Raw genomic sequence first — 19,524 nt, 5'->3', positions numbered from 1 at the left:
TCGGAAGGCGTCGGCCACCACGGTGTTTCGAGGGGCGGTAAGCGCGGATGGGCATGGCACCGACACAAGCCCATGGTGCGTGCTACGGCAAGCCAGCGCCGCTCCACAGACCGAGGATGAGCATTGCCATGCCTATTCATCTCCGCCCTGTCGCATGTCGCGCATCGCAGGAAGCGTATCCGAAATGACCCGTGCTGCGGGCCAGGCGCATCGCCACTTTACCCAGACGATGCCCGAGCGAGGGCTGGTCCGGGTCGCCTATCTGACGAACGTCTATCCCAAGATCAGCCACAGCTTCATCCGCAACGAGATATTGGCCCTGGAACGGCTCGACTTTTCGGTGACCCGGCTGACGATCCGTCAATCGCCGGACGTTTTTTCCGACGCAACGGACCAGGAGGAACAGGAAAACACCATCCCTTTGCTTGATGGCCATATCGTCACCATGCTGTGGTCTGCCCTCAGCCGGCTGGTTCGTCGCCCACGCGCTTTTGCAAGAGCGTTGGGTGTTACCCGTTCGACCTTTCTGCATGGCGCCAAGGGACTGGTGCGTTGCACCGCCTATTTTCTGGAAGCATGCCGCCTCGCCGACCGGATGGAGCGGGCGGGTATCCGACACGTCCATGTGCATTTCGGCACCAACCCGGCGACGGTTGCCCGTATAGCCAGCCGCTTGGGGCCGCTCAGCTATAGCCTGACCATGCACGGCCCCGACGAATTCGATGCGCCCGAACAGCTCCAGATTTGCGAGAAGGTGGCGGACGCCCGCTTCGTGATCGCGATCAGTGCGTTTGGCCGAAGCCAGATCATGCGCTGGTCCGCACCCCAGGACTGGCGCAAGGTCGCCATCGTGCGGTGCGGCAGCGATCCGCTGTTCATGCATCACGTCACCCCGATCACCGACAATGGCCTGCACGGCAACACCCTGATTTGCGTGGCACGGCTTAGCCCCCAGAAAGGCATTGCACTTTTGATAGCCGCCGCCGCGATCGTTGCGCAGACCCATGACTTTCATCTCAACATCGTCGGCGACGGCCCGATGCGCGAGGAGCTGGAAGCCCAGATCGCAGCATCGGATCTGGAGGATGTCGTCACATTATGCGGATGGCGCGACCCCCAGAGCGTCTGGCGAGAAATGCTCGGCGCACGCGCGCTCGTGCTACCCAGTTTCGCAGAGGGCTTGCCCGTCGTCATCATGGAGGCGCTGGCGCTCGGCCGGCCGGTTATCGCAACATCGATTAGCGGCATATCGGAACTGGTCGATCGGGCAACGGGGTGGATCATTCCTGCCGGATCGGTGACCGCCCTTGCCGATGCGATGGTCGCGGCGCTTGAAACGCCGGCTGAACAGTTGCGGGCCATGGGTGATGCTGGCCGTGAACGTGTCAGGGCGGGCCATGACATCGACGACAATGTCGCCGATCTGGCCGACCTTCTGCGTCCGTTGGCCTGACCGATGCTGCTCATCCTCTGTTGGGCGATCGCCGCATGCGCCGGGATCCCTCTGCTGATGCTGGCGGCCGAATGCTTTGTCGGCGCTTTTCCTGAAGCCAGGCAAAGCCATGTTCCCGCGCCACCCTTCGTCGTGCTGATCCCGGCCCATGATGAAGCCCATGGCATCGATGCGGTCATCCGCGCGGTACGCAGCCAGCTACGCAGATGCGACAGGATATTGGTCGTTGCTGATAACTGCACGGACAGCAGCGCCGCAATTGCGCGGGCGGCCGGCGCGGACGTGGTGGAGCGCGACGATCCAGATCGCCGCGGAAAAGCCTATGCGCTCGCTTATGGCAGGGCCGTGCTACGCCAGTACGCTGCGCCATCCATCGTCATCATCGTGGACGCCGACTGCCTGCCGGGGCCGGGCGCCTTGCCGCGTCTGGCCGCTCATGCCGCCCGATACGCAAGCGTGGTGCAAGGATGCTATCTGCTGACCATACCACCCCATGCCACGCCTCTGGTGCGAGTATCCTGTCTGGCCTTCATGGTGAAGAACTTGGTGCGGCAACGCGGGCTTGCGCGTTTGAGCGGCGGCCGCGCCCTTTTGCAAGGGACGGGCATGGCATTTCCCTGGCGGATCTTCGACACCGCGCCCCTGGAAACCAGCTCTCTTGTCGAAGATATGAAGCTCGGCCTGGACCTGACACTGGCCGGCTCGCCGGTGCGGTTCGCCTCTCATGCCCTTTTCACCAGCCACGCCAGCGCGCAGGCCGCCACCCAAGGGCAGCGCACCCGATGGGAACATGGGTCTATCGTCACGGCGCTGCATTATATACCGCGCCTGCTTTCGGCCGCCCTGACCGGGCGGCCCGCGTTGCTGCCCATCGCGATGGACCTGACCATTGCGCCCTTAGCGCTGCTGGCGCTTGGCGCGATGGCGATCCTTGCCCTGCTGGCTGGCATTGCGACGCTGGGAGGGCCGGTCGCACCTTTGGTGGCACTGCTGAGCGCTGGAGTCGCAGCTGCCTTTGCGCTCCTGTTCATATGGCTGCTTCGGGGCCGCAAGATCCTGCCTGGCGCAATGATCGTCCAGTTGCCGCGTTATCTGCTGTGGAAACTGCCTATCTACCGCCGCCTCATGGGCGACAGACAGAAATCCTGGGTCCGAACCAGCCGTGAACCTGACTGAAAAGGTGCGCACAATGTCATGTACCCCCCCCCTAATGGGCGCCGTGATCATCGGACGCAATGAAGCAAAACGGCTGCCGGTGTGCATCGCCAGCATCCAGGATAAGGTCGATATGACCATATATGTCGATTCCGGATCGACGGACGGAAGCGTCACCCTGGCCCGCGACATGGGATGTATCATCGTCGAACTGGATCACGCCGGTGGCTTTACCGCCGCGCGGGCCCGCAATGTCGGGTTCGCCAAGTTGATGGAAATCCAACCGACCACCCGACTGATCCAGTTCATCGATGGCGACTGCGAACTGGCCGATGGATGGCTGAACGTTGCCGCCGCAACTATGATAAGAGCGCCCGGCCTTGGCGCGGTCTGCGGGCGACGGCGCGAACGTTATCCCCATGCCAGCCGCTACAATCGGCTGTGCGACATCGAATGGAATACGCCCGTTGGCGAAACGCACAGCTGCGGCGGAGATGTGCTGATGCGCGCCGATGCCTTTGCTGCTGTGGGTGGGTTCAAACCCTCGCTGATCGCGGGTGAAGAGCCGGAACTCTGCTATCGCCTGCGCCGGGCGGGCTGGACGGTTCATCGCATAGCTGCGGAAATGACGCTGCATGACGCGGCCATCACACGCTTTGGCCAATGGTGGCAACGCAACCGCCGCAATGGCCACGCGATCGCCGAAGCCTTCGCCGACACGGGCCGAGACGATCCGGGGCTGAAACGAACCTTCTTCAGCAATATCTTGTGGGCGCTGCCCATGGCCTGGCCGCTATGGCCGCTGCTCTGGTGGCGGGTATCCCGGCGTCATGATGCACAGGTGGCCAATTTGATCGTGTTGGCAAAGCTGCCGCATTTTCAAGGGCAGGTTGAGTATTTGATAAATAGCATGAACAACAGATATAAACTGATAGAATATAAATGATATTCATTTTAACATGGTGATTAATCACAACGTAATAGATGAAATTATTTATATCCAATAAATAGAATATGAATTTCTTCATGAATTTTACCTGTGTCGCCATTGGCGCCCATGTAGATAATGGAGACAGATATGCGCTTTCCAGCCATCGCCTTGATTGCGTTAATGGGATTGCACACGGCCAGTCCGGCAGGAGCCGTTCGGCAGCCTGACGCCGATACAGGGTGCGCCCCCACCGCCAAGAGCGAACATGCACAATCCGGCACCGGCTCAGCGCAGTCCGCGACGGCAGCTGACGCGCAAAAACGGATCGCATGCGACATGGGGGACGGTCCGGCCCAGGCAGACCTCCAGATATACGGGCTGTTCCTGCTCGGCATGCTCATCATCGGCATACCCGCAATCCGCCGGCGGCAGGCACGGGTCGTATTCTCATGACATTTGCAGGCAGCAAGCCCGTACAGGCCGGCCGGTGGCGGTGCGTACTCATCGGATCGGAACGTCTGTTGATCGAATGCGCAACCCGGTTGCAGCATCACGGTCATGACATCATCGCCATCGTCAGCGATCAGCCGGTCATCCTGGAATGGGCAAGCAAGGAACGCATCTTTGCATTGGAACATGTCGCATCCTTGATCGACGCGCAGCTGCCTGCGTTCGACTATCTGTTCAGCATCACCAATTTGCAGATGCTGCCGCCTGACATCCTGATTTTGCCCCGGCGTGCGGCGATCAATTTCCATGACGGACTGCTGCCGGCCTATGCCGGTCTGAACACGCCATTATGGGCAATGCTCAATGGGGAAGCGGAGCACGGCATCAGCTGGCACCTGATGACCGCGCATGTCGATGCGGGCGACATATTGCTGACCCGATCGTTCGATCTGGCAACCGACGAAACCGCCTTTTCAGCGAACACGAAATGTTTCGCTGCGGCGCTTGAGAGTTTCGATACCCTGATAAGTGGATTGGCGACAGGCGATATCGTTCCGCGGCCACAGGATGGCGCCCCTGGCAAATTTTACGGCCTGAGCCATCGCCTTCCTGCCGCTGGCGTGATCGACTGGAATTGCCCGGCCCAGGGCATCGCCGATCAGGTGCGGATGCTCGATCATGGAGGCTACGCCAACAGCCTGGGATCGCCCAAGATCAGCGTGAACGGCCAGACATTGCTGATCGGCAAGGCTGTAGCGCAGCCCGGCCGGTCCGGGCTGCCTGCCGGCAGCATCCTTGCCGCGGATATGGACGGCCTGCTGATGGCTACCGTAACCGAAGATATCCTGCTTTTGAGCCTTACGACAAATGGCGGCATGCCGGTCCAGACGACCGCCGAACTTTGCGACCGTGGATTCATCGCCGGTGCGCAGGTCGATATTCTTACCGCGCAACAGCGTGACGACCTTTCGATCCTTGCCAATGCGAGCGGGCGTTTCGAACCTTGGTGGCGCAAAAGACTGGCGCAACGGCAACCGCTGCTTTTACCCCAGATAGATTGCGGCGCCCGCTCTGTCGCACCCGGATTGAGCCATATCGACCAGTACGGGCTGCAACCGCAAGACGCGCCCGCCGGCCAGGATCGCACCATATTGTCGGCCTTGGTCGCCTATCTGGCACGCATTGCAGACAGAGCGCGCTTCGACATAGGCTATGCCGACCCTATTTCGCGAAGCCCGTATGACGGAATGGAAACTTGGTTCGCAGACCAGCTTCCCTTGGGCGTCGCCGTCGATTTCACACGCAGTCTGGCCCATCTGCGCGAGTGCCTGAGCGCCGACATCCGGCAGATCCGGCGCAAGGTCGGCCATAGTGCAGACCTGTTTGCCCGCAGTCCCGAATTGCGATGCAGGGATGCCCGCGATCCGAGCATTTTTCCGATCGCCCTATTGGTGGTGGATAGCCTGGAACAGGCCAGTCCACGCTCGGACGCGCATCTGACGATCGCCGTACGCTCCGACGGCCGCGCATGCCGATGGTTCCATGACCCCAGCCGGTTGAGCGCGCAGGCGATCCTGGCGATGCAGGTCGGATTCCTGGCATTGTTGACCGCTGCCCAAGCCGATCCGACACAGGCCATAGGCACGCTGCCGCTGGTAACCCCCGATGAGCAACGCCGGATCGTGGAGGAATGGAACGCCACGAACGCCCCTGTCCGGCGGGATATGTGCATGCATCAGCTTTTTGCGGAGCAGGCGCAACGGACACCGGCCAGCATAGCGGTAACCTGTCGCGGAAAGGTGCTGAGCTACGGACAACTGGATGCCCGCTCCAACCAATTGGCCTGCCACCTGCGTATGTTGGGCGTCGGGCCGGACAGTCTGGTCGGCCTGAATGCCGGGCGATCGGTCGACCTGCTGGTCGCGATGGTCGCCATTCACAAGGCAGGCGGCGCCTATGTCCCGATCGACCCGACCTACCCGCCCGATCGCATCGCCTACATGATCAGGGATTCGCGGACCGCCATCATCATCACCGACAGCGATCTTGTTGAATCGTTACCGCCGACCGACGCGACGATCCTCTGTCTGGACAGCGACTGGCCGACTATAGCGCCCCTGTCCACAGGCCATGTCCCGTCCACGGTACGGCCCGAAAATCTCGCCTATGTCATCTACACTTCCGGTTCCACCGGCAAACCCAAGGGGGTGATGGTCGAGCATCGCAATGCCGTGAATTTCTTTGCCGGCATGGACCGTGAGATCGAGGCACCGGGCACATGGTTGGCGGTAACGAGCCTGAGCTTCGATATTTCGGTGCTGGAACTTTACTGGACGCTCACGCGGGGCTTTCATGTCGTGCTGGCGACCAACGACGCGATGAAGGGCGGCCCCGCAGTGGCAAAGCCGTCCGCGCCGGTAGAATTCAGCCTCTTCTATTTTCCAAGTGCCGATAGCGGTAGCGCAGCCGATCAATATCGCCTGCTGATCGAAGGCGCGCAATTCGCAGACACCCATGATTTCACTGCGATCTGGACACCGGAACGCCATTTCCACGCCTTTGGCGGCCTCTATCCCAATCCATCGGTGGCCAGCGCAGCGATCGCCACCATCACCCATCGGGTTCAGATCCGGGGTGGCAGCGTCGTGCTGCCGCTGCATCACCCGATCCGCGTGGCCGAAGAATGGTCACTGGTCGATAATCTATCGCATGGCCGGGTCGGCATATCCTTCGCGTCGGGCTGGCAGCCTAATGATTTCGTGCTGCGGCCCGATGCCTTTGCCAACCGCAACGCCGTCATGATGGCGGGCATAGACACGGTTCGCGCGCTGTGGCGTGGCGAAACACGCGCCTTCCCCGGCCCGCTCGGCACATCTGTCGATACCGCCATCTATCCACGCCCGGTTCAGCCCGAACTGCCAGTATGGATCACATCGGCGGGCAATGCCGATACCTTCACTGAGGCCGGCACGGCAGGCACGTTCATGCTCACCCATCTGCTGGGACAGACGGTCGATGAACTGGCGGTCAAGATCGCGCGCTATCGTGCGGCATGGAAGGCGGCGGGCCATGCGGGCGAAGGCCATGTCACCTTGATGCTGCACAGTTTCGTGGGCGAAGACGCGATAGCGGTACGCGACGCCGTGCGCGGACCGATGATCGCCTATCTGCGCAGCTCCACCGATCTGGTAAAGACATTCGCCTGGTCTTTCCCCGCGTTCAAGCGTCGCGCCGGCATGGAGCAATCGAGCGCGCAGGCAGACCTGAGCAGCATCACGGACGCGGAAATGGACGCGCTGCTGGAGCATGCATTCGACCGCTATTATGCGACCAGTGGCCTGTTCGGCACGCCCGACGATTGCCTGGCGATGGTGGACCGCGTGCGGGATGCCGGGGTCGATGAAATTGGCTGTCTGATCGATTTCGGTCTGCCGGTACAGCAAGTGATCGACCATCTGCCCGCGCTCGACCGATTGCGGCGACTGGCTAATCCGGCGCAACGCTCACAGGCCAAAGCCTTGCCTGCGCTGATGGCGCGGCATCATGTCACCCATCTCCAATGCACGCCGTCCATGGCCCAGATGCTGGCAGCCGACGACAACGCCCGACCGCAACTGGCGAAGCTGACCCGCCTGATGATCGGCGGGGAAGCCTTTCCGCCGGCATTGGCGCAGGACCTCCAAGGCCTTGTCGGCGGCACGGTGATGAACATGTATGGCCCGACGGAAACCACCATCTGGTCCGCCGTGCACCGGTTGGATGATGCGCCGGGGGCCATCCCATTGGGCAGGCCGCTTGCAAACCAGCAAATCTTCATCCTCGACAGCCGCCAGCAATTGTTGCCGCCGGGTATTCCGGGCGAACTGGTCGTCGGGGGCGAAGGCGTGGTCCGGGGTTATCTGCACCGGCCCGAACTGACAGCGGAACGGTTCATTCCGCTCCCATTTAGCAATGATGCCCGCGCCTATCGCACGGGCGACCTGGCGCGCCAGCGCCCGGACGGCACGCTCGAATTTCTCGGGCGGCTGGACGATCAGGTCAAGATACGGGGCTACCGCATCGAATTGGGCGAAATCGAAGCGGTCCTCAGTAGTCACCCCGGCGTGGAGCAAGCGATTGTCTCTGCCCGGGAGGACACTCCGGGAGATGTCCGCCTGGTCGGCTATTATGTGCCAGCAGGCGTTTCTTGCCCCCCGCGAGACGTACTGCGTGATCTCATGCGCGCACATCTCCCGGAGTTTATGGTGCCATCGACCCTGATGGAGATGCGCGCTCTGCCGCGAACACCCAATGGCAAGGTGGACCGCAAGGCTCTGCCCGCGCCGAAAGGTGACGGCGTCGCATTTTCCACGGCTGTTCACATCGCCCCGAGCGACGCGCTGGAGAAGAAGGTCGCGGCGATCTGGCGCGAGGTGCTCAAGCTCGACATCGTGGGAACGCACGACAATTTCTTCGACATCGGCGGGCATTCGCTACTGGCGGTTCAGGTCCATCGTCATTTGCGCGCAGCATTTGATCGTCCGCTGGCGCTGACCGACATCTTTCGCTTTCCGACAATCCATATGCTCAGCGCCCATCTTTCCGATGAAGATGAGGGCGATGCGGCGGCCGTATCGCAAGCGCGAGACCGCGCAGCCGAACGGCGCGCCGCACTCGGTCGGCGCAGACCTGCACGAACGCCCGTCATTGCACAGGAATAGGGGAAAGCCTCCATGTACCGCGCCGAAGATTTTGGGGAAAGCCGTGCGACCGGCGAGGGGGCCGGCATCGACAATGCGGTGGCGATCATCGGCATGTCGTGCCGTTTTGCCGGCGCGCGGGGAACAGACGCCTATTGGGAGACGCTGCGCGATGGGAAGGAGAGCATCGAACATTATACGAAGGACGCACTGCTCGCCGCCGGGGTAGAGGCCCGCACGCTTGCCCTTCCAGCCTATGTGCGTTCAGGCGCACCCTTGGCCGACATGGACTGTTTCGATGCGGGCTTGTTCGGCCTCAGCCCACGCGACGCTGCAATCATGGATCCCCAGCATCGCCAGTTTCTGGAATGTGCGTGGGAAGCCATGGAAAATGGGGGCCATGTCGCCGATCGTGTTACAGGCGCGATCGGCGTGTTTGGCGGAACCGGGCATAATGCCTATCTGGCGGCGAACCTGCTGACCAATTCCAAACTGGTCCGCGATGTCGGCCTGTTCCTGCTGCGCCATACCGGCAATGACAAGGATTTCCTGACCACCCGCTTGTCCTATCTGCTCAACCTCAAAGGGCCAAGCGTGAACGTTCAGACCGCCTGCTCGACATCGCTGGTGGCGATCCACAGCGCGGTACAAAGCCTGCTCAATGGCGAATGCGACATGGCTCTGGCAGGCGCGGCCTCGATCGAACTGCCCCATGGCCATGGCTATCTGTACGAAGATGGCGGCATAGCCAGCGTCGATGGCCATTGCCGTCCGTTCGATGCGGATTCCACTGGCACGGTGTTCGCCAGCGGGGTCGGCGTCGTTCTTCTGCGGCGGCTGGAAGATGCGGTTGCCGACAACGACCATATCTACGCAGTCATTCGCGGGTCGGCGGTCAACAATGACGGGTCGGGCAAGGTTAGCTATCTCAGCCCCAGCGTCGATGGCCATGCCAGCGTCGTCAGCGAGGCACTGGACGTAGCGCAGATCGACCCCCGCAGCATCGACTATGTCGAAGCGCATGGCACTGGCACGCGCGTCGGTGATCCGATCGAAATTGCGGCACTGACGCAGGCCTATCGGCGGGGTACGCGCGATATCGGCTTTTGCGGCATCGGGTCGGTGAAAAGCAATATCGGCCACACCGATACGGCCGCAGGGGTGGCCGGCGTCATCAAGGTTGCCCTGTCCCTACATCATGGCGCAATCCCGCCGACGCTCCATTACCGCAGTCCCAATCCCGGTTGCGCGTTCGAAGCCAGCCCCTTCAAGGTCGTATCGGCCTTGCAGCCTTGGCCCGGCAAGGCTGGAAAGCCACGGCGCGCCGGTGTCAGTTCGCTCGGCGTAGGCGGCACCAACGCCCACCTGATCCTGGAAGAAGCGCCCGACCGGCCATCGGGCGGCGCCAGCCGGCCATGGCAGTTGGTGATGCTGTCGGCACAAAGCGAGACGGCGCTCGATGCCAATTGCGCCGCGCTGGCCGATCATCTTTCGCGCCATCGCGATATAGATCTGGCGGACGTCGCCTACACGCTCGGCACCGGTCGTCGGCACCTGTCACACCGCCGCATTCTGGTCGCGCGTGACGGCACCGACGCCGCTGCGGCCCTGACGTCGCCGGGGGAGGGCCGCGTCCACGGCGCGATCGCAGCCAGAACCGGTCGCCCGGTCGCCTTCCTCTTCTGCGGCGCAGGGGCGCAATATGCCGGGATGGGCGCTGACCTCTATGCCACCCAACCGCTCTTTCGCGCCGTGATCGACGAATGCCTTGCCCATCTGGGTCTGGATGACGGCGACGCGCTGAGGCGCTGGCTACACCCCGACGCGCAAGACGCCGAGCTGGCGGATCAAGCAATGCAGCGCCCGTCGATCGCCCTGCCGCTCCTCTTTGCCGTTCAGGTGGCGTTGGCGCGGCTGTGGATGTCATGGGGCGTCGCGCCGGGCGCCATGATCGGCCATAGCTCAGGCGAATATGCTGCCGCGCATCTAGCGGGCGTATTCAGCCTGGCCGATGCGCTGACGATCGTGCGCGCGCGCGGACGGTTGTTCGAAACGGTTTCGGGCGGCAGCATGCTGAGCGTCCCTATGTCCGAAGCGGATGTGATGCCTTTGCTGTCGCCCGATCTTTCGATCGCAGCGGTCAATGGCCCCCGGTTGGTCGTCATATCCGGACCCACGCCGCAAATCCTGGCTTTCGATGCAATGCTGAAGGCATTGGAGGTGGAAACCCAGCGCGTGGGCATATCCGTCGCCGCGCATTCCAAAATGCTCGACCCCATATTGGACGATTTCCGGCGCGTGCTTGGGTCGGTCACGCTCAATCCGCCGACGCTACCATTCGTGTCCAACCTGACCGGGGACTGGATCACCCCGGATGAAGCCACGGACCCCGAATATTGGGTCCGGCATCTGCGCCAGACCGTACGATTTACAGATGGGCTTTCCCGATTGATGGCCGATCCCGGTCGCGTGCTGCTGGAAGTCGGGCCGGGCCGGGTCCTGTCCAGCCTGGCGCGCCAACATCCCGATCGTTCGCCCGACCAGCCCATATTCCATTGCATGCGGCACAGGGACGACCATAAGACGTCGGACCTCGCTCATCTGCTCGACACGCTGGGCCGACTATGGACGTCGGGCGTGGCGCCGGACTGGGACGGGTTCTGGACGCAGGAGCGGCGCTGCCGCATACCGTTGCCGACCTATCAATTCGATCGCACCAGACATTGGTTCGCGCCGGGCCTGGCGGCGCCGTCCGGCAAAACCATGGCGCAGGATATCACACCCGCCGACGAGCCATTGCCACGGCGGGACGATATGGCCGACTGGCTATATGAGCCGATATGGCGGCGCACCGCACAAAAATCGAACGTGCCGGTCGATGGCGATGTCCTGCTGTTCACGGATCATGCAGGCATAGGTGCAATGCTGGCCGCAACTCTGCGCGCGCAGGGTCGCCATGTCGTGACCGTGCGACCGGGGCGCCGCTTCAAGCAACTGGACGACGACAATTTCGAAGTCGATCTCCGCGCGGCGGAAGATTATGGTCGCCTGATCGGCCTGTTGGCGGATCGCGGCAGAATGCCGAGCCTTATCTACCATGATTGGCTGGTAACCGGCGGCCAACGTCATGATGTGACAGGCTTGCAGGATCGGGGCATGTTCAGCCTGATTTTTCTGGCGCAGGCGCTGGGCGAAAGGGGCAATGACCCCATTGCCATCGCTATTCTTTCCGACGGGATACAGCGCGTGTCCGACGAGGACGGGTTGGCTCCTGCCAAGGCGACGATATTGGGACCGATCCGTGTCATCCCGCGCGAATATCCCAATATCAATCTGCGCAATATCGACCTCCGCCTGCCGCCGCGCCATGATCCAGGCTGGGCATCGCTGGTCGATATGCTGATTGCGGAGATGGCCGAGCCGGACGATGCCGAAGTCGTCGCCTATCGCGCATCGGAGCGCTGGGTTGGCGATTTTGCGAACATGCACATGCCGGCGCCGCTGCCATCATCCGGCAACGGTCTGAAGCAAGGTGGCGTCTATCTCATCACCGGCGGACTGGGCGGCCTTGGTCTGTTGCTCGCAGACCATCTGGCGCAGACCTGCAAGGCACGGCTGGTGCTGCTGACGCGAAGAGCCTTGCCGCCACGCGCGCAATGGCAGGATGTCATGGCGCGGACCGGCGCGGACCCGCACGGGCAGATCATCCGGCAAATCCGTGCGATCGAAGCGGCCGGTGGCGACGTCATGCCGATCGCGGCGGATGTGTGCGACGTAAGCGGGATGCGACACGCCGTACGGCAGGTTCGCAAACAATGGGGCAAGATAGACGGCGTCTTTCACGCCGCGGGAATCCTTGACGACCAACTGCTTCAGCTCAAGACCCGCGCGTCGATGGATCGCGTGTTGGCCGCCAAGCTGCACGGCACTTTGGCGCTCCATGACGCCCTGTCCGACCAACAGCCCGACTTCATGATGCTCTTTTCCTCCATCAGCGCCTTTGCAGGTTTGGCGGGGCAGGCGGACTATGCCGCCGGCAACGCATTTCTCGACGCCTATGCACAGAGCCGCAGACAGCACGTCACCCGCGTGATGTCCGTCGCATGGAGCCGATGGCAGGATGTCGGCATGGCATCCCTCCTGTCCGAACAGGCGGCGCGTGACCGGGCCATCGCACCACTGGGCATGGGAGAAGCCTTCGACCATCCCTTCCTCCAGCGTGTGCATCGTCTCTCGCCTTGCGAACTGGTGGTAGAAGGCACGTTGTCACCCGACGCGCATTGGTTGCTGGACGAACATAGGATGGCCGACGGCAGCGCCCTCATCCCCGGCACCGGCTTTCTGGAACTGATCAGGGCAGCCTTCGGGCACGTCGAACCCGGGCCCGCCGAACTGCGCGACATCCTGTTCCTGACCCCCTTCATGGTCGCGGACGGACATAGAAGGGATCTGCGCGTCCACCTGCATCAGCGCGGCGAAGGCCATTGGCACTGCGCCATATTGGGTCGCCCGACCGATGCGCTGCCCGAACAGGGGTGGACCGAACATGTCCGGGGCATGATCCAGCCCCTGCCCCAGCCTTCTCCGCCGTCTATCGATATCGATGCGCTCATCATGGGGTGCGCCGGCACCGGCGATATCGCCGCGCTCACCGATGCGTCGTCCATGATGCGGTTCGGACCGCGTTGGCAAAACGCCCGACATTTGCGCGTCGGGGCGGACGAGGCCTTGCTGGAACTGGCGATCGCCCCGCAGTTCGAGCCGGATATGGACCGGATCGCGCTACATCCCGCTCTGCTCGATTTTGCAACCGCCGGTGCGCAATGCCTGATCCCCGCACGGCGCCCCGGGCATGACTTCTTTGCGCCGGCGTCCTACGGGTCTGTCAAACTGTACGGCGCGCTGCCTGCCCGACTGTTCAGCCATGTCACCCATCGCTCCGCCACAAGCGACTCCATCGCCCAGTTCGACATCCTTCTGGCGGATGTGGAAGGCAAGGTGGTCGTAGAAATTTCCGAATTCACGATGCTCAAAATGGCCGCCGGATCGGCATTGTCGATTTCCGACGCCACGCCGTTATCGACAAAGGCCGGACCGGCCCCATTGGAGGCGATGAGTCAGGACATACGCCCCGCCGAAGGGCTGCGCATCATCGACTCGCTTCTCTCAGGTGGACGCTCAGCCCACCTCATCATCTCGCCATTCGATCTGCATCAGGCTGTCGCTCGCCTGCGTCCACCCTATCAGCCCGAACGCGGCATAGTCAGGGATGATCGGCAGACCAGCGCCAATCCGCCCGCCACCGCCGCAGAACGGATCATCGCAGAGATATGGAGCGACATGCTGGGCGTCGGAGACATTCAACGCAACGATGATTTTTTCGACCTTGGCGGCCATTCCCTGCTGGGCGTGCAATTCATGAATCGACTGCGCAAAAGAACCGGCAGGCAATTGCCCCTCGCCACATTGCTGGAAACATCAACCGTAGAGAGGCTGGGCGCCCTGATCGATCCGGACAGTGCGGTTGCACCGACGTTACGCAGTGAAGCCGGCGTGCCGGAGGCGAGCCGGTCCGTCATCATCATTCGGCCGGGCATGGCCGACCAGACCCCGCTTTTCATGATCCACGACGGACTGGGCGAAACATTGCTCTATCGCGCGCTGGCGATGCGAATGGAGCCGGGTCGCCCGATATTGGGGATAGAACCGGAGCGTCATGTGGGCGGCACCCATGTCCACACCGGTATCGCGGAGATGGCTGCGTCCTACGTCGCACGCATGCGAACCGTGCAACCCAAAGGCCCTTATCTGTTGGCCGGATTGTGCGCTGGCGGGGTAATCGCTTTCGAGATGGCGCGGCAGTTGCAGGACCTGGGACAAAGAACGGCCTTCGTTGGTATCATCGATGCGGCCGACGTCGAAGCGAACAGACGTTCTTTTTATATCACACGCACGCGCATCCAACGCATGCGCGCGCTTCTGCGTAATCGCACGTCGGGAGAAGGTGCTCCCTTTGTCTTGCTGGCACGCCGCGCCGCCAATGCGGTGACTTACGATGTGAGAACCCGTCTGGAATGGATGCGGCGCACGCGCACCGTCGCCAGAATGGCGAACGCCGATAACGCCCGGGATACCCCGCCCGACTTGTCCTTCCTGCACTTGTACGAAGTCGCCCACCGCGCCCATCGCCCGCATGGGCTTTTCGACGGTGGCCAGGTCGTCCTCTTCAAGGCCACGCGCGGCACCGGTGCCGACGACGACGTCCCCTATGTCGAATTATATACCGACTATATATTCGGCTGGGGCAAGCGGGTCGCCGGGGACGTATCCCTTGTCAACGTTCCCGGCGGCCATAGCAGCATATTGCAGGAACCCAATGTCGACATATTGGCCGAGGCCATGCGTGCTGCGATCCATCGCGCCTGTGCTGGAGAGGTTGCGCCATCCATCGACACCCGGCCTCCCCCTAATGCCGCAGGACCAGACGTCAGGCAGGCAGTGGATGACATCGTCGAAATGTCATCCCGTTGATCGGGCGCGCACCGTGCGTTAACGAGCAAGGCGCGCCCAAATTGACGATCGTCATCGTCAACTATTGCACCGCCGCGCTCGTGGTCGACTGCCTTGCCAGCCTTGTAGATGAAATCGCCGCTTTCCCTGCGACCAAAGTCCTCGTGATCGACAACGCCTCTGCCGACAATTCCGCACATGTCATCGCCGCTGCCATCGCGAAGCGCCATTGGTCCGATTGGGTACAGTTGATCCCATCCGGCTTCAACGGAGGCTTTGCCTACGGAAACAATGTCGCCTTCCGCGCAGCGATGGCGGACGCAACACCGCCTGATCTGTTCTGGATGCTCAATCCTGACACACGAGTCTTTCCTGGCACGTTGGGAGCACTTCTGGACTTTTTCCATGCCCGCCCAGATGTGGGTATCGTCGGCAGCATGCTGTTCGATGGCAATGAGCGTCCCTGGCCCTTTGCCTTCCGCTTTCCATCCATTCTCAGCGAACTGGAACGCGGCGCCAGCATCGGCATCATCAGCCGGTTGCTGCGCGATCATCGCGTACCCCGATCCATGGGGAATATTCCCGAACAGGTGGACTGGGTGTCGGGTGCCAGCCTGGTCGTACGTCGCGAAACGCTGGAGGCCACCGGCCTCATGGATGAAGGCTATTTCCTCTATTATGAGGAGACCGATCTATGCCTGAAGGCGCGGCATCATGGATGGACATGCTGGTATCTGCCATCTGCCGTCGTGCTGCATATCGCCGGCCAAAGCACGGGCCTGACCGAAGCGGCCTTCAATCGTATTCCCGCTTACTGGTTCGACGCCCGGCGCCGCTATTTCATCATGAACCATGGCCGAAGCTATGCTCTGTTGGCCGACATATGCTGGATGGCCGGCCATCTGTTGTGGCGCTTACTCAGACGCTTTCGATCGCGCAAGGACAGGGTTGTCCCCTTCCTCTTTCGAGATTTCGTCAAAGGGTCCGCCTTCTTGCGTGGACCGCATGCCAGATAAGGCGCCAAGAACAGGAGCAGGAACGATGCCTCACACGCTGGATATCGCGCGCCTGACTCGTCCGCTTGCCATAGATGCGCCACTGTCTCTTTGGCTGGTCGACCTTTCCGCCCAACCTGATGCCCAAGCCGTCGCCTGTTTGTCCGACCTGGAGCGCGAACGCGCCGCCCGTTTTTCCTCCCCGCGCCATAGGAATCGCTATCTCAACGCGCACATCGCAGTGCGTGTTCTTTTGGAGGAACATTGTGGCGTCGCGGCGCATCGTCAGCGCTTCGCCCTAGAATCCGACGGAAAACCGCAATTTGCAAATTTCCCAAACTGGCAGTTCAGCCTGAGCTACGCCGACGATCTCGCCCTTGTGGGCATAGAATTCAACAATCGGGTCGGTGTCGACATCGAAGCCAACCGTAATCTGGCCGATGCCGACGAGCTCAGCGCTTTGCATTTCCACCCTCAGGAAAGGGAAGCATTGGCCCCTCTGGCGACTACTTTGCGGCAAGGCGTTGCCTTTCTTAACGGCTGGACCCGCAAGGAAGCATGTCTGAAGGCTTTGGGATGCGGATTGTCCATGCCTACGACGGATATCCATTCAGGTATCAGTGGACAGGCACACGTGCACATCGGAGGACAAGTCGAAATCATGGTCGATTCCTTCACTCCGGCCGTCGGTTTCACCGCCGCATGGGCGCGCGTCTCCACGCTGCCGTACAACTCCGTCCCCATGTTTCAATAGGCATTTTTCTGCCCCAGCACCGTCGCGATCGTTCGAAACATGATGCGCAGGTCGAACCACAGCGACCAATTCCGGGCGTAGTAAAGATCATGCTCAAGCCGGCCGAGTAGTTGCGCCTCGCTCTGCGTTTCCCCACGCCAGCCACAAACTTGCGCCCATCCGGTCATACCCGGCTTTACATTGTGGCGGGACGGATAGGCTTGCGCGATCTCGCTGAACAATCGACCTGCCGCCCGCGTCGACGGCGCATGGGGCCGTGGACCGACGAGCGACATCTGCCCGACCAGGACATTGAGCAACTGCGGAAGTTCATCGAGGCTGGTGCGGCGCAGCATGGCGCCGAAGCGGGTCACGCGCGGATCACCCCGTTGTGCCTGACGCACAGCCTCCGTCGCATGCTCGGCCTGGTACATGGTGCGGAATTTGAAAATAGCGAAATTCCGGCAATTATACCCCTGCCGCTGCTGGCGAAACAAAGCAGGGCCGGGGGATTCCAGCCTTATCGCCAATGCGATCATCCCCATCACAGGCATCAGGATCAAAAGCGCGACAAAGGCCACCAACCGATCTTCCAATGCTTTGAGCAAGCGCTGGCGACGCGACAAGGGCCAATCCAGCAGCGTGAAGACCGGCAGCTCCCCCAGCATCACGACAGGATTCTCCATCCATGAGAAACTGTCGTTGGCGGGTAGCAGCCGAATTTCTACAGGGGTTTCCGACAAGCGGGCAACGATAGCTTTTACTCGGCTTTCCTGATCGGATGGCAGGGCAATGATCACCCTGTTGACCATCCCTTCCCGTATCGCCGAAAGTAACGCCGTCAGGTCACCAAGATAGGGGACGCCTGCTTCTTCCTGATCCGGGATATCCGCCGTCTCCCCGAAAATACCGATCAAGGAGAGGGTCAAGATCTCGTGTTGCGCGACATAGCGAACCAGTTGGGCAGCAGATCGTCCAGTGCCGATCATGGCGCTGCGCTCATCGAAAACCCCGCGTCGGCGCAAGAAACGTGTCACGCCGACCATGAATGCACGGACTGAAAGGAGCGCTAGTACGCAAGCGGCAGCCCATATAAGGATCGTCGGCGATGCCCGTCCGAAAAAGCCAAGCAAGGCTGTCGTCAGGCCGAAAACGAACAATAATACGCCTACCCACGCATTGGCAGCGCGCAGCAGTGACCGACGCACCGAAAAATGAACCGGCAGTTCATAAGCACCGACCAGATGGGCTATGATTGCAAACAGCCCGGCTGCCATTATGCCGATCCGATCGAAGCGTATCATGTCGTTGCCTTCAGAGAGAAACGGAGCATTCTCTAAGATCAGGCTGACACCAAAAATTGCGCCGATGTCTGCGGCCAGAACTACGCAGTGTACGCACTGGACAGGTATCGAGCGCCGTCGTCCAAAACCGTAGCCGCCTTGCGGTACCAGAATAGGTCCCGCACCTTTAAGATGCGGATTAGAAAGATGAACCGGCATAATGCGCTCCTGAAATTAGGCAGCGTTCACCACATATCCCGTTTTGTCCGTCAGCATCCCGTTACGGATTACGTAGGCAATCATGTGTACCCGGTTTCGGGTCCGCGTCTTCAGACGCACATTTTCAACATGGCGCTCTACGGTACAGGGCGCGATTGCCAGCATCAACGCCACCTCTTTTGCAGACATGCCACGTGCGACCAGACAAACAACCTCTGTCTCTCGCACTGTCAGCTGCAAATTGCATGATATATCGAGCATATTTCCCCTATCTGCACAAAAGCATGCGGCATGATGATTGCCGCCACGATGATGCAACGAATTTAAATGCCGAAATCTGCTGGCGCGTTTACCAGATTCTTTTCATAACAATTATTCATAACATAGATTGAAAATATCCAGCACGATTCTTACGGCAGGGGATTTTTACGTACAGCCATTGCCGTTGTGCAGCCGATGATTTCGTATCAATAACAATGATATTTCGTTTTCACGCAGGACAACAGAAAACCTGTGTTAATTGATCTCGATCAATGGAAATTCATATGGATGACGCGTCGCATGGTCCGATTGATCGACTAACCCCCAGGGAACTCGAAACTTTGCGTGCCATTGCACTTGGCCTGTCTGCTAAGGAAGTTGCCAAACTGCTCAACATCGCGCCTCGCACGGTAGAGCGTCATATCGATCATATTCGTTTAAAGACACGCACCCGGAATCGGTCCCATATGGTCGCTTTCGCGATCGCCAACGGACTCGTGTGACGACATTGTTGATAGCGCAGGCCTGATGATGACGGGCAGATTGGGATATTGCCGGGGCAACTCTCCGACAATCCGGTTCCGGTATGAATGACGAAGGGTATGAGCCTTTCGATCAACGCCAGAGCAAGCGGCATCACGTCGCGGTCCAGCAAGTTGGCATCCAATATGGCAGCAATTATCTCTCGAGTTTCGACCAAGGGCAATGCACCGGCGACCGTTGGGACTGGACCGATCATCAACCCAGTCTGAGTAGCCCCTAGATTTCTGGACGCCTTCTATCCTAATTTTGAGGACAGGAGACGACGATGGGGAAGCCTAATTTCAGCGATGAGTTCAAGCGTGATGCGGTTGG

The 19,524-nt window shown here is 60.9% G+C and carries 11 protein-coding genes; 9 read left to right on the top strand and 2 right to left on the bottom strand.

What is annotated here, in order from left to right:
- The first annotated feature begins 184 nt into the window (after positions 1–184).
- The 8 genes from AC07UX_RS10015 to AC07UX_RS09980 all read left to right on the top strand — a co-directional run bounded on the left by AC07UX_RS10015 (position 185) and on the right by AC07UX_RS09980 (position 16,927).
- Entirely contained in the window at positions 185–1,453 is a 1,269-nt protein-coding gene (locus tag AC07UX_RS10015) for a glycosyltransferase (protein ID WP_495191861.1), read from the top strand.
- A gap of 57 nt (positions 1,454–1,510) precedes the next feature.
- Positions 1,511–2,629 carry a glycosyltransferase family 2 protein gene (locus tag AC07UX_RS10010; RefSeq protein ID WP_495191860.1) on the top strand — a complete coding sequence of 373 codons (1,119 nt, stop codon included), beginning with the start codon at positions 1,511–1,513 and terminating at the stop codon, positions 2,627–2,629.
- 34 nt (positions 2,630–2,663) lie between these two features.
- The gene (locus AC07UX_RS10005; protein ID WP_495191859.1) at positions 2,664–3,554 is read left to right on the top strand and encodes a glycosyltransferase family 2 protein; all 891 of its coding nucleotides are present in this window, start codon (positions 2,664–2,666) and stop codon (positions 3,552–3,554) included.
- 132 nt (positions 3,555–3,686) lie between these two features.
- Entirely contained in the window at positions 3,687–3,992 is a 306-nt protein-coding gene (locus tag AC07UX_RS10000) for a hypothetical protein (protein ID WP_495191858.1), read from the top strand.
- Positions 3,989–8,689, top strand: coding sequence for a MupA/Atu3671 family FMN-dependent luciferase-like monooxygenase (locus tag AC07UX_RS09995; protein ID WP_495191857.1), 4,701 nt, complete (start codon positions 3,989–3,991; stop codon positions 8,687–8,689). Before AC07UX_RS10000 ends, AC07UX_RS09995 begins: the two co-directional genes overlap by 4 nt.
- A gap of 12 nt (positions 8,690–8,701) precedes the next feature.
- On the top strand, positions 8,702–15,199 hold the full coding sequence (locus AC07UX_RS09990; protein ID WP_495191856.1) for a type I polyketide synthase: 6,498 nt from the start codon (positions 8,702–8,704) through the stop codon (positions 15,197–15,199).
- Between the two features lie 41 nt (positions 15,200–15,240).
- A complete protein-coding gene (locus tag AC07UX_RS09985; protein ID WP_495191855.1) occupies positions 15,241–16,194 on the top strand; it encodes a glycosyltransferase family 2 protein in 954 nt (317 codons plus the stop codon).
- A gap of 25 nt (positions 16,195–16,219) precedes the next feature.
- Complete coding sequence (locus AC07UX_RS09980; RefSeq protein ID WP_495191854.1) at positions 16,220–16,927, top strand: 4'-phosphopantetheinyl transferase family protein; 708 nt, start codon at positions 16,220–16,222, stop codon at positions 16,925–16,927.
- Here AC07UX_RS09980 and AC07UX_RS09975 read toward each other — a convergent pair.
- Together AC07UX_RS09975 and AC07UX_RS09970 are read right to left on the bottom strand one after the other, a co-directional pair.
- A complete protein-coding gene (locus AC07UX_RS09975) occupies positions 16,921–18,408 on the bottom strand; it encodes an undecaprenyl-phosphate glucose phosphotransferase (RefSeq protein ID WP_495191853.1) in 1,488 nt (495 codons plus the stop codon). The two genes, AC07UX_RS09980 and AC07UX_RS09975, sit on opposite strands and share 7 nt — an antisense overlap.
- 15 nt (positions 18,409–18,423) lie before the next feature.
- Complete coding sequence (locus AC07UX_RS09970; RefSeq protein ID WP_495191852.1) at positions 18,424–18,669, bottom strand: response regulator transcription factor; 246 nt, start codon at positions 18,667–18,669, stop codon at positions 18,424–18,426.
- A 284-nt stretch (positions 18,670–18,953) separates the two neighbouring features.
- On the opposite strand from AC07UX_RS09970, the gene AC07UX_RS09965 reads away from it, so the two are divergent.
- Positions 18,954–19,172 (top strand): response regulator transcription factor, encoded by a 219-nt coding sequence (locus AC07UX_RS09965; protein WP_495191851.1) that lies wholly within the window; start codon positions 18,954–18,956, stop codon positions 19,170–19,172.
- Positions 19,173–19,524: the final 352 nt, after the last annotated feature.

The sequence above is a fragment of the Sphingobium sp. GW821-FHT02B05 genome (genome assembly GCF_059421905.1).
This window is presented reverse-complemented; position numbering and strand designations above follow the sequence as displayed.

Excerpts from the sequence above, each read along its gene's own strand:
- AC07UX_RS09995 (WP_495191857.1), top strand. The coding sequence starts at position 3,989 with ATGACATTTGCAGGCAGCAAGCCCGTACAGGCCGGCCGGTGGCGGTGC.
- AC07UX_RS09970 (WP_495191852.1), bottom strand. The coding sequence starts at position 18,669 with ATGCTCGATATATCATGCAATTTGCAGCTGACAGTGCGAGAGACAGAG.
- AC07UX_RS09990 (WP_495191856.1), top strand. The coding sequence starts at position 8,702 with ATGTACCGCGCCGAAGATTTTGGGGAAAGCCGTGCGACCGGCGAGGGG.
- AC07UX_RS09980 (WP_495191854.1), top strand. The coding sequence starts at position 16,220 with ATGCCTCACACGCTGGATATCGCGCGCCTGACTCGTCCGCTTGCCATA.
- AC07UX_RS09975 (WP_495191853.1), bottom strand. The coding sequence starts at position 18,408 with ATGCCGGTTCATCTTTCTAATCCGCATCTTAAAGGTGCGGGACCTATT.
- AC07UX_RS10000 (WP_495191858.1), top strand. The coding sequence starts at position 3,687 with ATGCGCTTTCCAGCCATCGCCTTGATTGCGTTAATGGGATTGCACACG.
- AC07UX_RS09965 (WP_495191851.1), top strand. The coding sequence starts at position 18,954 with ATGGATGACGCGTCGCATGGTCCGATTGATCGACTAACCCCCAGGGAA.
- AC07UX_RS10005 (WP_495191859.1), top strand. The coding sequence starts at position 2,664 with ATGGGCGCCGTGATCATCGGACGCAATGAAGCAAAACGGCTGCCGGTG.
- AC07UX_RS10010 (WP_495191860.1), top strand. The coding sequence starts at position 1,511 with ATGCTGGCGGCCGAATGCTTTGTCGGCGCTTTTCCTGAAGCCAGGCAA.
- AC07UX_RS10015 (WP_495191861.1), top strand. The coding sequence starts at position 185 with ATGACCCGTGCTGCGGGCCAGGCGCATCGCCACTTTACCCAGACGATG.